Raw genomic sequence first — 14,123 nt, 5'->3', positions numbered from 1 at the left:
TTGCCGGTGCGTGGCCTCAGGCCGCCGCCTCGGTCTTCTCCTCGGCCGGCTTGCGGTGACGGCCGCGGGGAGCCGTCTCACCGTCCTGGACCGACACCGGACCCCGGTGCCTGCCGTGACCGGCGGCCTTCTGAACGTCGTGAACGTCGGCCGGCCCCGGCTGGGTCGTGCTGGCGTTGCTCATCGGAAAACTCACCCCGTCAACATGATCTTTCTTACAGCCGGGCGAGTTTAACCAGACGACCACGGGCCGAATCCAGGCGGCCGCGCCAACCGCCACTAGTTCGTTACAAGACCACCCAACGGCGCTTGCTGCAAGGGCACGGGGCGCGTGCGCGCGGGGACCGCAGGTGCCTCCGTGGGTGCCGGGTCAGGTCGGTGGTCATGTGCGGCGCCGTCGTGGCTTGTCGCGCCCGCGCGGCGGTAGCCGCAATTCGAATCCAGCCCCGCGCCCCTGGGGGGTGATTCCGTGCCCGGGGTTTGCCAGTGCGCCACCCCGCAGCGTACCTCCGCCGTCGCATACGGCAGTTGGAGCACCCCGTCCCGCGTCCACCACCCGGTCCCCGTCAACCACCCCTCGGGCGCCGCAAGATGACGCACCTGTCGTTCGGCGGGGCGCCACACCCCGACCCAGCTGTCCGCCGGCCCGTCGATGCGCAGTGCCACCCCGCAGCCCTCCGGCGTCAGCATCTGCCCCGGCTGGATCGCGAACGGCGTCACCGTGCGGTCGGGCATCCGCAGGCACTCCGGGAACCGCACCGGCAGCGTGCTGCCCAGCACGCCCCAGCCCAACCGATCCCGCCCCGGCGACGGAGCGTCCGAGCGGATCAGCAGCAGCCCGCTGTCCGGGTCGGCGAGCAGCAACCGGTCGTCACTGTCCTCCGTGATCTGGAGCAGCGGCGAGACCTCGCCGCCCCGCTCCAGGTCGACCACGACGCTCTTCGTGCGGCCCCCGGACTCCCGGTCCAGGGCCAGCATCCGCTCGCCCCGGTCCAGCCACACCCCGCCGGAGCAGCGCCCGGGGACCTCCGCGAGCTGCTCCGGCCCGAAGGCACCCCCCGCCACCAGCCACACCGCGCTGGAGTGCCGGCCCACCGCGAGGGCGTACGCCTTGTCGCCGCCCGGCGCCGGGGGCAGCAGCCGCAGCCGGGTCCGCTCGTCCGGGCACTGGACCGCGCCCAGCAGCAGTTCACCGGTGCCGGGGCCGGTCGGATACAGCAGTGAGAAGACGTGCCGTCCGTCGGTCGGGCGGCAGATCAGGACCCGCCCGTCGCCCATCGGCTGCACCTCGGTGCCGGGCTCCTCCGGCTGGTGGGCGGGCAGTGGCACGGCGTACGGCTCGGGGCCGTCCAGGGTCCAGCGCTCCGGGAACCAGCAGTCGCCGGCCGGCGCGAGGCGGGCGGCGTAGGAACCGTCCGCCGTGATGGTGCATCCCGCCCGGGGCGCGTCGTCGTCCTCGTGCTCCGCCGCAGGCTCGATCGCACAGGCCGTCATGGTCCGGTCACCTCCGGTCACGAAGCTAGTTTTCGCACGCACAGGCGTGGGACCGGCAAGGTTCCGCTTCACACAAAGGGGTGGCCGAGGAACGATTCGCCTGAGGTGACGGGGGTGAGTGTGCTGGGCGGGGCCGGGACGCGGCGCAGGTTCAGGCGCACAGAGGGGCCCAGGTAGCCTTGCCCTCGTGCCCCGTCTGTCTGAAGTCATCGCCGCGCTGGAGAACCTGTGGCCCGCCGAGCGGGCCGAGTCCTGGGACGCGGTCGGCACCGTCGTGGGCGACCCCGACCAGGGCGTCTCGCGGGTCCTGTTCGCCGTCGACCCGGTCCAGGAGATCGTGGACGAGGCGGTGAAGCTGGGCGCCGACCTGCTGGTCACGCACCACCCGCTCTATCTGCGCGGTACGACGACGGTCGCGGCCTCCACCTTCAAGGGCCGGGTCGTCCACACGCTGATCAAGAACGACATCGCGCTGCACGTGGCACACACCAACGCGGACACCGCCGACCCGGGAGTCAGCGACGCGCTGGCCGGCGCCCTGGACCTGCGGGTCGTACGGCCGCTGGTGCCGGACGCGACGGACCCGGAGGGTCGCCGGGGCCTCGGCCGGATCTGCGAACTCGACCACCCGCTCACCGTCCGCGAACTCGCCGCCCGCGCCGCCGAGCGGCTGCCCGCCACCGCACAGGGCATCCGCGTGGCCGGCGACCCCGGGGCGACGGTCCGCACGGTCGCCGTCAGCGGCGGCTCGGGCGACAGCCTGTTCGACGACGTACGCGCCGCCGGCGTCGACGCCTTCCTCACCGCGGACCTCCGCCACCACCCGGCGTCCGAGGCGCTGGCCCACAGTCCTCTCGCGCTGCTCGACGCGGCGCACTGGGCCACCGAGTGGCCCTGGTGCGAGCTGGCCGCCGCCCAGCTCGACGAGATCTCCGACCGCGAGGGATGGGACCTGCGCGTCCACGTCTCGAAGACGGTCACCGACCCCTGGACCGCCCATGCGGCGTCCTCCGTCACCGACACATCTGGAGCCCCCAACTGAACGCCGAGCCCGCCGACCAGATCCGCCTCCTCGACGTCCAGGCCCTCGACGTCCGCCAGCAGCAGCTCGCGCACAAGCGGAGGTCGCTGCCCGAGCACGCCGAGATCGAGTCGCTGACCAAGGACCACACGCAGCTGCGCGACCTGCTCGTGGCCGCGCAGACCGAGGACAGCGACTGCGCCCGCGAGCAGACCAAGGCCGAGCAGGACGTGGACCAGGTGCGCCAGCGCGCCGCCCGCGACCAGCAGCGCCTGGACTCCGGTGCCGTCACCTCCCCGAAGGACCTGGAGAACCTCCAGCGCGAGATCGCCTCCCTCGCCAAGCGGCAGGGCGACCTGGAGGACATCGTCCTGGAGGTCATGGAGCGCCGTGAGTCCGCGCAGGAGCGGGTCGCCGAGCTGACCGAGCGCGTCGGCGCGGTCCAGGGCAAGGTCGACGACGCGACCGCCCGCCGGGACGCCGCGTTCGAGCAGATCGACGGCGAGGTGGCCTCGGTGACCAAGGAGCGCGAGGTCATCGCCGCCGCCGTCCCCGCCGACCTGCTCAAGCTCTACGACAAGCTGCGCGGGCAGCAGGGCGGCATCGGCGCGGCCAAGCTGTACCAGCGCACCTGCCAGGGCTGCCGCCAGGAACTCGCCATCACCGAGCTCAGCGAGGTCCGCGCGGCCGCGCCGAACACCGTGGTGCGCTGCGAGAACTGCCGCCGGATCCTGGTGCGTACCGCCGAGTCCGGCCTCTAGGAGTCTGTGCCGTGCGGGAGTTCATCGTCGAGGCCGACGGCGGGTCACGGGGCAACCCGGGGCCCGCGGGCTACGGTGCGGTCGTGATCGACGCGGCGACGGGGGAGACCCTGGCCGAGGCGGCCGAGTACATCGGCGTCGCCACGAACAACGTCGCCGAGTACCGGGGCCTGGTGGCCGGGCTGCGCGCGGCGTACGACCTCGACCCGACGGCCACGGTGCACGTGCGCATGGACTCCAAGCTCGTCGTCGAGCAGATGTCGGGCCGCTGGAAGATCAAGCACCCCGACATGAAGCCGTTGGCGTTCGAGGCGGCGCGCGTCTTCGCCGCTCCCCAGGTGACGTACGAGTGGATCCCCAGGGAGCGGAACAAGCACGCGGACCGGCTGGCCAACGAGGCGATGGATGCCGGGAAGCGCGGCGAGCAGTGGTCGGCGGCGGCTTCCACGGCGGAACTGCGGGCGGCTGACGCGAGGTCCGCGAGGGCGGCCGCCGGGCCTGAGCCGTCCGGCCCGCCGGGAGACGCCGCCGCGGGCGCGGCGCGGGCGCGCGCGGCGCTGGCGCAGGTGCGCGGCCCGGCCGCTCCCGCTGTCGACGCCGACGTCAAGGCCGAGGCCGATGTCGGCGCCGCCCGCACCGTGGCCGCGCCCTCGTCCGGCTGGGCCCCCGCCGACATGGGCGCACCCGCCACCTTCGTACTGCTCCGGCACGGGGAGACCCCCCTCACCCCGCAGAAGCGGTTCTCCGGCAGCGGCGGTACCGATCCGGCCCTCTCCGACGTCGGCCGGGACCAGGCCGAGCGCGTCGGCGCCGCCCTCGCCCGGCGCGGCACCATCCAGGCCGTCGTGGCGTCGCCGCTCGCCCGTACCCGGGAGACCGCCGGCATCGTCGCCGCCCACCTCGGCCTGGACGTGAGTGTCGAGGACGGCCTGCGCGAGACCGACTTCGGCGCCTGGGAGGGGCTCACCTTCGGAGAGGTCCGCGAGCGCTACCCCGACGACCTCACCACCTGGCTGGCCGACCCGGAGGCCCGCCCCACCGGTGGCGGCGAGAGCTTCGCGGCGACCGCCACCCGTATCGCCGCCACCCGCGACAGGCTGATCCCGGCGTACGCCGGCCGCACGGTCCTCCTCGTCACGCACGTCACGCCGATCAAGACGTTCGTCCGCCTCGCCCTGGGCGCCCCGCCCGAGTCCCTGTTCCGCATGGAACTCTCGGCGGCCTCCCTCTCGGCGGTGGCGTACTACGCCGACGGCAACGCGAGCGTACGGCTCTTCAACGACACGTCACACCTGCGCGCCTGAGCTTCTGAGGTCGGCGGCCGCCCGCGCCAGCTCCTCCACTCGCGTCCAGTCCCGCGCCGCCACGGCGTCGGCCGGAAGCATCCAACTCCCGCCCACACAGGCGACGTTGGGGAGTGCGAGATAGTCGGGGGCGGTCGCCGGACCGATCCCGCCCGTCGGGCAGAAACGGGCCTGCGGCAACGGCCCGTTCAGCGACTTGAGATACGCCGTACCCCCCGCCGCCTCGGCCGGGAAGAACTTCATCTCCCGCACCCCGCGCTCCAGGAGCGCCACGACCTCCGACGTGGTGGACACCCCGGGCAGGAACGGCGCCCCGGACGCCCGCATCGCGTCCAGCAGTACGTCCGTCCAGCCCGGGCTCACCAGGAAGCGGGCCCCGGCGGCGACGGAGGCGGTCACCTGGTCCGGCGTGATCACGGTGCCGGCTCCGACGACCGCGTCCGGCGCCCCGGCGGCGATCTCCCGGATCGCGTCCAGCGCCGCCGGCGTCCGCAGCGTCACCTCGATCGCGGGCAGCCCGCCGGCGACGAGCGCCCGCGCCAGCGGCACGGCGTCGGAGACGTCCTCGATGACGACGACGGGCACGACGGGCGCGAGATCCAGCACGGAGGCGGGCAGGGGAGAGGCCATGGCCTCATCCTGCCGAGGTCATGCACCGTGCGCAAAGGCGGTTGCGCATGTTGCAATGCGCGGCTCTTGTGGATCCCGCTAGTGGATCTCCGCCACCAGCACATCCAGCGACCATGCCTTCCCGGCCCTGGCCGGCGCCTCCACCTCCACCTCGTACCCGAGGTCCCGCAGCGCCTCCACCAGCTCGGCCGGCCCCTTGGGCACGGCACCCGCCGTCAGCAGGCTCCGCACGATCCGCCCCTTCGTGGCCTTGTTGAAGTGGCTGACGACCTTCCGCGTCGGAGCGTGCAGCACCCGCACCGTCGCCGTCCGCCCGGCCACCTCGCCCTTCGGCTTCCACGCCGCCGCGTACGCCGACGACCGCAGATCCAGCACCAGCCCGTCCCCGGCCGCCTCGGGCAGCACCTCCGCCATCGGCGCCCGCCAGTGCGCGCCGAGCGCCCCGAGACCGGGCAGCTTCACGCCCATCGAACAGCGGTAGGAGGGGATGCGGTCGGTGACGCGCACCGCGCCCCACAGCCCCGAGAAGACCAGCAGCGACCGGGCCGCCCGCTTCTTCGCCGCCGCGTCCAGCGACGCCAGGTCGAGAGCGTCGTACAGCACGCCCGTGTAGATCTCCCCGGCCGGCCGCGCCCCCGCCGTGGGCAGCCCGACGTTCTTCGCGACCTCGCCCCGCAGCCCCTCACTCAGCCCGAGGACGTCCCGCGCCTTGTCCTCGTCGCCGCGGCACAGCTCGACCAGTTCGTCGAGCACGGCCGCACGTGCCTCGGTGAGCCCCGGCAGGGACAGCGACTCCAGCTTCAGCGAGGCACCCCGACCGGATGAGGCCTTGCCTTCGGACGGCGGCAACAGGACAAGCACAGGTACTCCTTCTCTCAAGCTCCGCCACAGAGGGTACGGCGTGCCGCCCGGCCGCCCTCGCCCTACGCTCGACTCATGCCCCGCCGCCACATCCGCGTGACCGGCGCCCCCGAAGCCCCCCTCCGGGCCGCCCTCACCGCGCTGCGTACCGAACTCGGCGTCCCCGCGAGCTTCCCGCCCGAGGCGCTGGCGGAGGCCGAGCGGGCCGCCAAGGCTCCAGTCCTGCCGTCCCACGACGCCACCGACATCCCCTTCTTCACCGTGGACCCGCCCACCTCCACCGACCTCGACCAGGCCATGCACCTGTCCCGCCGGGGCGCCGGAAGCGGCTACCGCGTCCGGTACGCCATCGCCGACGTCGCCGCCTTCGTCGTACCGTCGGGCGCGCTCGACCAGGAGGCCCACCGGCGGGTGACGACCCTTTACTTCCCCGACGGGAGGATCCCGCTGCACCCCGCATCGCTGAGCGAGGGCGCGGCGAGCCTGCTCCCGGACCAGGACCGGCCGGCCGTCCTGTGGACGATCGACCTCGACGCGGAGGGCCGTACGTCCGCCGTGGACGTCCGCCGAGCCCTGGTCCGCAGCCGGGCCAAGCTGGACTACGCGGGCGTGCAGAAGGAGATCGACGGCGGGACGGCCGAGGAGCCGCTGGCGCTGCTCAAGGAGATCGGGGAGCTGCGGGAACGGCTGGAGGTCGAGCGGGGCGGGATCTCGCTCAGCGTCCCCGAGCAGGAGATCGTCGAGCGCGACCACACCTATGAGCTCGTCTACCGCGCCCCGCTCCGCGCCGACGGCTGGAACGCCCAGATCTCCCTGCTGGCCGGAATGGCCGCCGCCGACCTGATGCCGGCGAGCGGCACGGGCATCCTGCGCACCCTCCCGCCCGCCCCCGACGGCGCGGTCGGCCGGCTGCGCCGCACCGCCCACGCCCTGCGCATCGACTGGCCGCACCACGTCTCGTACGCCGCACTCGTCCGCTCCCTCGACCCGCACCGCCCGGACCACGCGGCCTTCCTCCAGGAGTGCACCACGCTGTTGCGCGGCGCCGGTTACACGGTCTTCCGGGACGGGGCCCTGCCCGACATCACCACCCACTCCGCCGTGGCCGCCCCCTACGCGCACTGCACGGCCCCCCTGCGCCGCCTCGCCGACCGGTACGCCTCCGAGATCTGCCTCGCCGCGGCGGCAGACCGGCCGGTGCCCGACTGGGTGGGGGCCGCCCTCGACGGACTGCCCGCCCGGATGGCCGAGGGCTCCCGCCGCGCGGGCACGGTGGAACGGGCGTGCGTGGACCTCGTGGAGGCGGCGCTGCTCAAGGGCCGGGTCGGGGAGGTGTTCGACGGCTGGGTGGTGGACGTGCAGGAGCGTCAACCCGCCGTAGGGACCGTGCAGTTGGAGTCCCCGGCGGTCATCGGCCGGATCGAGGACACGAACGGGGACCGGCTGCCGCTGGGGGAGCGGCTCCGGGTCCGCCTCACACCATCGGATCCGGGAGGGGCGAAGGTGCGCTTCGAGCCTGTGTGACGGCCTTCACGAAGCTGTCGGCGTCCTCGGCGTGGAGGCGTACGAGACGGACATCCTGACGGCGGCCGAGGAAGGTGGAGTGGGCGACGGGCTCGGTGAGTTCCAGCGTCACGGTGGTCTGCGCGCCGACAGCGAGGTTGAGTTCGCCCTCGGCCCGTTCATGGGTCGTGCGCAGCTCGCGGCGCACCTGCGCGATCTTCTCCAGCGGTATGCGCAGATCGACGTGCGCGGCACGGCGCACGCGCAGGAAGCCGGTGTCGAGGACATGCGGTCGTACGACGGAGGCGGCGTGCATCCCGATGATGATCACGAGGGTGTACATGTCCACCATGAACCACACTCGTTGCACCGCCGGGTAGTTCCGCAGCAGCACGGACATCGTGATCGACTCGATCGTGATCACGAACCCGAACCCCAGCATCATCGCGCCCTGCCCGCGCGCGTACCCGAAGCCGGTGCCGTCACCGAGCCCGTGCCGCCGCCGGGCCACCCAGAGCGCGAGACTGACGAGGAGCCGCAGCTCGTGCCGGGCGAGGACGAGCACGGTCCGCATCACGGCCCGCCTCCTTCCATGAGGAGGCGCAGGGTACGGCGGATGGCCTCCGCCTGGGCCGGGGCGAAGTCGGCGTAGAAGGCACGCAGGAAACTGTTGTCGGGGTCGACCTCCAACGCCCCCGGCAGCAGATCGCGGGGCAGACACTCGGCGAGAGCGCGGGCCGCCTCGTCCACGCGCGGGTCGCCGGGGTCGGCGTCGACGAGCTGATCGAGCAGGGCGTAGGCGGCGAGGGCCCGCTCCTGCCCGCCCGGCCGGGCGAGCGCGCTCCCCAGCGCGCCCATGAGCTGCTCCCGCCCCTCGGGATCGGCCGTGGTCTCGATCAGCGCGAGCATCTCGCGGTCCTTGGCGGCCATGGGGGAGTCGGGGAGGACGTGCGCCATGTCCTGGAACAGGGCGGTTAGCCGAGGTGAGACAGGCCCCTCGGCGGGCAGCCCGCCCTCCGTCTCCAGCAACGCCCGCAGCCGCGCCCGCCGCTCCCGGACGGAGGCCTCCTGCCGGGCCAGATCCTCGTCGAGCTCGGTGAGCACCTCGACGAGATCCTTCCCGGCGTCCTCGGCGAGCACGTCCCGCACCTCCGCGAGCCCCAGCCCCAGCTCCGTGAGCCGCCGGATCCGCGCCAGCACGACCGCGTGCCGCAGGGTGTAGTCCCGGTAGCCGTTCGGGCGCCGCTCGGGCTCGGGCAGCAGCCCCTGATGGTGGTAGTGCCGCACGGTCCGCGTGGTGACGCCGACGGCGGCGGCGAGTTCTCCGATCCGCATGGGATCAGTAGAAACGCTGACGTCGCGGCAGGGTCAAGCGGACGCCTGTGGCGGACTCTCGTACTGGGGACGAGGCCGCTGTTTCGCCCTGATGGGTTGCTCGGAGGCGTTTCATGGGGGCCATGGCACAGGATCCGATCACGCAAAAGCTGCTGCTGGACCGGTTCGTCGACCTGGACACCCCGGAGGGGCTCAGGGCGGAACTCGTCGAGGGCGAACTCGTGGTCACACCGGTGCCGGACGGGCATCACGAGCACTGCGTCAGCCGAGTCGTGGACCAGACGCATCGGCGATCTCAGACCGACATGCAGTTCTTCGCGAACAACGGGCTGAAGCTCGGGAACGCCGATGGCTACCCTCAGGACCACGTGATTCCGGACGGCACGGTCGCGCCGAGGGATCTGAGACTCTCCCGGGGGGCCGATCCCTGGATGTCCTGCTCAGGAGTCGCCATGGTGCTGGAGGTCACATCCTCGAAGCCGCGGACGGACCGGGAGGTCAAGCGCCGTGGTTACGCTCGTGGCGGCACCCCGCTCTACCTGCTCGTCGACCGGGAGACCTCGTGGGCCACGCTGCTCGGCGACCCGGAATCGTGCGACTACCAGGACCTTCGCGCCGTGGCCTTCGGCAGACCGCTCCCCCTGCCCCAGCCCTTCGCCTTCGACCTGGACACGGAGGACTTTCTCTGAGGATCCCCGTGTTGCACTGCTGAGAGGAGCGAAGGGGGTGCGAAATGGGCGAACAGGCGCTGTGGACCAGAGCGCGGCTGGGCCGAGGCGGGACCCCACTGGACCTTCTGACCGCCCGCTTCGACCGGCACGTCTACGCCCCGCACGCCCACGACGAGTTCACGATCGGCGTCTGCGTCGCCGGCAGCGAGATCATCGACTACCGGGGCGGCCGCATCCGCCCGACCCCCGGCTCCATCGTCGTACTGGCCCCGGGCGAGATGCACACAGGCGGCCCGGCCGAGACCGGGGGCTACGCCTACCGGGCCCTGTACGCCGAGACGTCCCTGCTGACCGACGGCACCCTGGGCCCCGCCGTGCCGCACTTCCACGAGCCCCTCCTCGACGACCCCGAACTGGCCGCGGCCCTGCGCCTCGCACACACGGAACTGTCCACCACCCCCGACCCCCTGGAAGCCGAGTCCCGCCTCCCCTGGCTCCTGACGGCCCTCGCCCGCCGCCACTCCACGGCACGCGCGGCGAGCGACACGGTGCCGGGCGCCGCCCACATCGCACACGCCGTACGCGACCGCCTGGCCGACGAGCTGACAGCCCCGCCCTCCCTCGAGGCCCTCGCCACCGACCTGGGCCTCTCCCGCTACCAACTGCTCCGCGCCTTCCGTACGGCGATGGGAGTACCGCCGTACGCCTGGCTCGCCCAGTACCGGGTGAACAGGGCCCGCACACTGCTGGAGACCGGTCTGCGCCCGGCCGAGGTCGCGGGCCTGGTGGGCTTCGCGGACCAGGCACACCTCACCCGCTGGTTCCGCCGGGTACTGGGCGTGACCCCGGCGGCGTACCGCAACAGCGTTCAAGACAGCGGGCGCTGATCCGGCCGAGAGTGCACCGTATGAGTGCACGCGGCTGGTTTCTGTTCGCCCTGATGAGCGTGGTCTGGGGCATCCCGTACCTGATGATCAAGGTGGCGGTGGAGGCGGTGTCCCCGTCGATGGTGGTGTTCACGCGCTGCGCGCTGGGAGCCGTACTGCTGCTGCCGTTCGCGATCCGGCAGGGGGGCCTGCCCCGGACGGTACGACGGCACTGGCGGCCCATGCTGGCCTTCGCGTGCATCGAGATCATCGGCCCCTGGTGGACCCTGACGGACGCCGAACGCCACCTGTCCAGTTCGACGGCGGGGCTGCTGATCGCGGGCGTACCGATAGTCGGCGTGGCCCTGGCCCGCTTCTTCGGCGCCACGGAGCCCCTGGGCGTCCGCCGCCTGACCGGCCTAGCCCTGGGCCTGGCAGGCGTAGCGACCCTCACGGTCCCGCACCTGACGGGCGGCGACGCGCGCTCCTTGGGGGAGGTGCTGCTGACGGTGCTCGGCTACGCCACCGCCCCGTTGATCGCGGCGCGCTGGCTGAAGGACGTGCCGTCCCTCCACCTGACGGCGGCGTGCCTGACCCTGGCGGCACTGGTCTACGCCCCCGCGGCGGCACTGACCTGGCCGGCCGCCGTGCCCTCCGCCGAGGTCCTGGCCGCCCTGGCGGCACTGGGCGCGATCTGCACGGCCGTCGCCTTCGTGGCCTTCCTGGAGCTGATCAAGGAGGTCGGCCCGACGAGGGCGACGGTGTTCACGTACGTCAACCCGGCGGTGGCGGTCGCGGCGGGGGCGGTGTTCCTGGACGAGCCCCTGACGGCCGGGGTGGTCGCCGCTTTCGTCCTGATCCTCGCCGGATCGGTCCTGGCGGCGGCCGCCCCTCGCAGGCCGGTAACATGGTCCCCACGGCAGACGAGCCGGGCGGGCGGCCGCGTGGAGTCCCTCAGGGGGCTTCCCGAGGAACGTCCGGGCTCCACAGGGCAGGGTGGTGGCTAACGGCCACCCGGGGTGACCCGCGGGACAGTGCCACAGAAAGTAAACCGCCCAGCGCTTCGGCACTGGGTAAGGGTGAAACGGTGGTGTAAGAGACCACCAGTGCTCAGGGTGACCTGAGCAGCTAGGTAAACCCCACCCGGAGCAAGGTCAAGAAGGGGCCGCCTTCTCGCAAGAGAGGCGTCCCTGCGCGGACGTTCGAGGGCAGCCCGCCCGAGTCCGCGGGTAGACCGCAGGAGGCCGGCGGCAACGCCGGTCCTAGATGGATGGCCGTCGCCGGGGGGTTCGTGAGGACTCTCCGGAACAGAACCCGGCGTATAGCCCGACTCGTCTGCCGCTACCTGCGGCTTTGCCTTGGAAAGGGCCTCTGATCTGGGACGGAGGCCCTTTCCGGTCTTTCGGGGGCTTGCCGCGTTACGCGGCGGAAAGTCCCTCGGAAGTCCCTCGGACAGTGCTGAAAGTCCCTGAAAAGTCCCTGAAGCGGAAGGACGGGTGGGGCCTCTGAGTTGGGCTTTCGCGACAGCCGTCGGAGGATGACGCTGGAGTCGCGGACCTCGGGTGGTCTTGGACTGGAGGGATCACGCGGCCTCGGTATTGGTAGTCGTGGCGGTCCGTGCGGCCCATTCGGCGCGGGCTGCAGTGAGCTGGCGGGTGCATCGCGCGAAGCACCTGTCCCAGGTCAACAAAAAGACGCCCGGAGTCCACATGTGCGTGGTGTTGTGCTGGCGACGCGGACCTTGATGCCCCGGCGGGCGGCGGCCCCGGAACGGGACTCGGACGGAATGGCCGGCGCCCTGGTACGCCAAGTCGCCCAGCAGTTGAGTCCTGCGGCGGGCGAGTGCGTCGATGGTCTTGTGAGTGCAGGCCGCGGTCAGATCGTGGGTGGAGCCGGGCAGCGCCGCGGAGGCCCACAGCAGCTGCCCGAACGGATCGGCGAGGACGATGCCGTGATGCTGGTGTTTCCCGGAGTAATAGGGGGTGTCGGCGGCGATCCGGTCGATCGGCAGCAGAGTGCCGTCGAGGATGGCGAGCGCCTTCGTGCGCGCCGTTGTCATCGCCTCGTCCAGCGTCGGTGTGAGAGCGGCCAGGAGGTCGACAGACTCTTGTACATAGCGGTACACGGTCGCGATGCCGACGTCGGACCCGGCGGAGAGTTGAGGATATGTGTCGCCGCACCGCAGGTGGGCCAGGGTGAGGAGGGCCTTACGGTCGACGTCAGGCGCCTTCCACCGTGTGCCGATCTCCCATCGCCGGGCTGTCAGTCGCCCGGTTAGCCTCGCGCTTTCATGAGCGTGCTCGTCCATGCCTTGATCAAATAAGCGGAGAGTGCTTCTGACCTGCAACGATGGGACTTGTCTAGGGTCCTGTTGGCTGCACGGAAAGAAGCACTCTCCAGGTGAGCAAGCGTATCGGGTTGTACCCGCGTGTCCGCGTCGAGGGCGGTGGCAGAGGGGCGGTCTCGCAGGCCGGGGCGGTGCTGCTGGTCGAGACGGTCCGCAAGTCCGGCCTGGACACCGCGATATCGGCGGCAATGGCGCCGTGGCGCAAGCCGCGGACGGTGCACGACCCAGGCAAGGTCCTGCTGGATGTCGCGCTCGCGACGGCTCTGGGCGGGGACTGCCTCGCCGATGTCGCCATGCTGCGGGCCGAGGCCGACGTGTTCGGCCCGGTGGCCTCCGACCCCACGGTCTCCCGGCTCATCGACACCCTCGCCGCAGCCGGGCCGAAGGCCCTCACCGCGATCCGCACGGCGCGAGCCGAAGTACGCACGCGGGTCTGGGAGTTGGCCGGTGAAGACAGTCCGGCCGCCGGTGGCAGCGTGATCGTGGACATCGACGGCGTACTGGTCCTCGCGCACTCCGAGAAGCAGGACGCCACCGCGACCTGGAAGAAGAGCTTCGGCCATCACCCGCTCGTCGCGTTCGTCGACCACGGTCAGGCCGGCTCCGGGGAACCGGTGGCCGCACTGCTGCGGCCCGGCAACGCAGGCTCCAACACCGCGAGCGATCACATCACCACCACCCAACTCGCCCTGGCCCAACTCCCCAGACACCTGCCCTGCACCCCCAGCCCTGCCCAGCCATCCCAGCACCCCGGGCTCCGCAGAAGCCGGCCCCGGAGTTGGGACCACGCTCTCCTGTCCGACCCCGCCCTGACCGGCATGTCCCGGCAGCAACTGAGCGATCTCACCGACACTTTGGCTCCCGACGGCGACGTCAAGCGCGGCCGCCCGCCCCGGCTCGCCTTCTCCGACCAGGTCCTGGCAGCCGTCCTTCACCTGCGGGTCGCCCTGGCCGCGGAACCGCTCGCCGTGCTCTTCGGCAGCAGTCGGACCGCTATGCATCGCACTCTGCTGAAGATCAGGAGACTGCTCAAGGCGCACAGCATCGTCATCCCGCCGGCGGCCACTCCGCCCTCCGCCCTCACAGCCCTCCAGGCTCGGGTTCGAGTCCTGAGCAGCGACTCCAGCAGCATGATCAAGACGACGTGTTAATGATCTGCAAGCCCTTAGTGACGATCTATGAGGCGATCATCGCCGGAGTAATCAATGGCGACATCACCGTGGACGTACTCAGGGGAGTGCGAGCTGAGCCCTGAAGCCGGCGGCGGCTCTTTCTGCGGTGGGCACGACGGGCGATGACGGCTGTGGAACACGTCCCGGTGGTCAGGGAC

13 protein-coding genes, 1 other RNA gene and 3 pseudogenes are annotated in these 14,123 nt (G+C 72.0%); 10 read left to right on the top strand and 7 right to left on the bottom strand.

Annotation, left to right across the window (positions count from 1 at the left end; all coding sequences use genetic code 11):
* Positions 1-16: 16 nt before the first annotated feature.
* Together ACFU95_RS40270 and ACFU95_RS40265 are read right to left on the bottom strand one after the other, a co-directional pair.
* Positions 17-184: a hypothetical protein gene (locus ACFU95_RS40270; RefSeq protein WP_383839171.1), complete on the bottom strand. Its 168-nt coding sequence runs from the start codon at positions 182-184 to the stop codon at positions 17-19.
* A 95-nt stretch (positions 185-279) separates the two neighbouring features.
* Positions 280-1,494, bottom strand: a complete 1,215-nt coding sequence (locus ACFU95_RS40265) for a hypothetical protein (RefSeq protein ID WP_383839168.1) — start codon at positions 1,492-1,494, stop codon at positions 280-282.
* Between the two features lie 187 nt (positions 1,495-1,681).
* Here ACFU95_RS40265 and ACFU95_RS40260 point away from each other — a divergent pair, with 187 nt between their 5' ends.
* From ACFU95_RS40260 to ACFU95_RS40250, 3 genes are read left to right on the top strand one after another with little or no spacing between them, the layout of a single operon-like run.
* Positions 1,682-2,536, top strand: a complete 855-nt coding sequence (locus ACFU95_RS40260; RefSeq protein ID WP_383839165.1) for a Nif3-like dinuclear metal center hexameric protein — start codon at positions 1,682-1,684, stop codon at positions 2,534-2,536.
* Positions 2,533-3,276, top strand: coding sequence for a zinc ribbon domain-containing protein (locus tag ACFU95_RS40255; RefSeq protein WP_383839220.1), 744 nt, complete (start codon positions 2,533-2,535; stop codon positions 3,274-3,276). Before ACFU95_RS40260 ends, ACFU95_RS40255 begins: the two co-directional genes overlap by 4 nt.
* Positions 3,277-3,287: 11 nt before the next feature.
* Positions 3,288-4,580: a bifunctional RNase H/acid phosphatase gene (locus ACFU95_RS40250; RefSeq protein WP_383839162.1), complete on the top strand. Its 1,293-nt coding sequence runs from the start codon at positions 3,288-3,290 to the stop codon at positions 4,578-4,580.
* On the opposite strand, the gene eda is transcribed toward ACFU95_RS40250, so the two are convergent.
* Both eda and yaaA read right to left on the bottom strand, forming a co-directional pair.
* The gene (gene eda / locus ACFU95_RS40245; protein ID WP_383839159.1) at positions 4,563-5,210 is read right to left on the bottom strand and encodes a bifunctional 4-hydroxy-2-oxoglutarate aldolase/2-dehydro-3-deoxy-phosphogluconate aldolase; all 648 of its coding nucleotides are present in this window, start codon (positions 5,208-5,210) and stop codon (positions 4,563-4,565) included. The two genes, ACFU95_RS40250 and eda, sit on opposite strands and share 18 nt — an antisense overlap.
* A 78-nt stretch (positions 5,211-5,288) precedes the next feature.
* Positions 5,289-6,071: a peroxide stress protein YaaA gene (gene yaaA / locus ACFU95_RS40240; protein WP_383839156.1), complete on the bottom strand. Its 783-nt coding sequence runs from the start codon at positions 6,069-6,071 to the stop codon at positions 5,289-5,291.
* Positions 6,072-6,146: 75 nt separating this feature from the next.
* On the opposite strand from yaaA, the gene ACFU95_RS40235 reads away from it, so the two are divergent.
* Positions 6,147-7,595, top strand: coding sequence for an RNB domain-containing ribonuclease (locus ACFU95_RS40235; RefSeq protein ID WP_383839153.1), 1,449 nt, complete (start codon positions 6,147-6,149; stop codon positions 7,593-7,595).
* On the opposite strand, the gene ACFU95_RS40230 is transcribed toward ACFU95_RS40235, so the two are convergent.
* Positions 7,546-8,148, bottom strand: coding sequence for a hypothetical protein (locus ACFU95_RS40230; RefSeq protein ID WP_383839217.1), 603 nt, complete (start codon positions 8,146-8,148; stop codon positions 7,546-7,548). The genes ACFU95_RS40235 and ACFU95_RS40230 overlap by 50 nt on opposite strands.
* Complete coding sequence (locus tag ACFU95_RS40225; protein WP_383839150.1) at positions 8,148-8,909, bottom strand: MerR family transcriptional regulator; 762 nt, start codon at positions 8,907-8,909, stop codon at positions 8,148-8,150. The genes ACFU95_RS40230 and ACFU95_RS40225 overlap by 1 nt, the downstream gene beginning before the upstream one ends.
* A 113-nt stretch (positions 8,910-9,022) precedes the next feature.
* Here ACFU95_RS40225 and ACFU95_RS40220 point away from each other — a divergent pair, with 113 nt between their 5' ends.
* From ACFU95_RS40220 to rnpB, 4 genes and pseudogenes are all read left to right on the top strand, one after another.
* A complete protein-coding gene (locus ACFU95_RS40220) occupies positions 9,023-9,598 on the top strand; it encodes a Uma2 family endonuclease (RefSeq protein WP_383839147.1) in 576 nt (191 codons plus the stop codon).
* A 44-nt stretch (positions 9,599-9,642) separates the two neighbouring features.
* Positions 9,643-10,467: a helix-turn-helix domain-containing protein gene (locus tag ACFU95_RS40215; protein WP_383839144.1), complete on the top strand. Its 825-nt coding sequence runs from the start codon at positions 9,643-9,645 to the stop codon at positions 10,465-10,467.
* A gap of 20 nt (positions 10,468-10,487) precedes the next feature.
* Positions 10,488-11,267 (top strand): annotated as a pseudogene (locus ACFU95_RS40210) (DMT family transporter); the annotation flags it as partial.
* Between the two features lie 103 nt (positions 11,268-11,370).
* Positions 11,371-11,784: RNase P RNA component class A (gene rnpB / locus ACFU95_RS40205), an RNA gene on the top strand.
* 244 nt (positions 11,785-12,028) lie between these two features.
* On the opposite strand, the gene ACFU95_RS40200 is transcribed toward rnpB, so the two are convergent.
* On the bottom strand, positions 12,029-12,754 hold the full coding sequence (locus ACFU95_RS40200) for a transposase family protein (RefSeq protein WP_383839142.1): 726 nt from the start codon (positions 12,752-12,754) through the stop codon (positions 12,029-12,031).
* Between the two features lie 92 nt (positions 12,755-12,846).
* On the opposite strand from ACFU95_RS40200, the pseudogene ACFU95_RS40195 reads away from it, so the two are divergent.
* Both ACFU95_RS40195 and ACFU95_RS40190 read left to right on the top strand, forming a co-directional pair.
* Positions 12,847-13,500, top strand: a pseudogene (locus ACFU95_RS40195) (transposase); the annotation flags it as partial.
* 5 nt (positions 13,501-13,505) lie between these two features.
* Positions 13,506-13,944: pseudogene (locus ACFU95_RS40190) on the top strand (ISAzo13 family transposase); the annotation flags it as partial.
* Between the last annotated feature and the right edge of the window lie 179 nt (positions 13,945-14,123).

Source organism: Streptomyces sp. NPDC057623 (assembly GCF_042800355.1).
In the GTDB taxonomy this organism is placed as follows: domain Bacteria; phylum Actinomycetota; class Actinomycetes; order Streptomycetales; family Streptomycetaceae; genus Streptomyces.
This window is presented reverse-complemented; position numbering and strand designations above follow the sequence as displayed.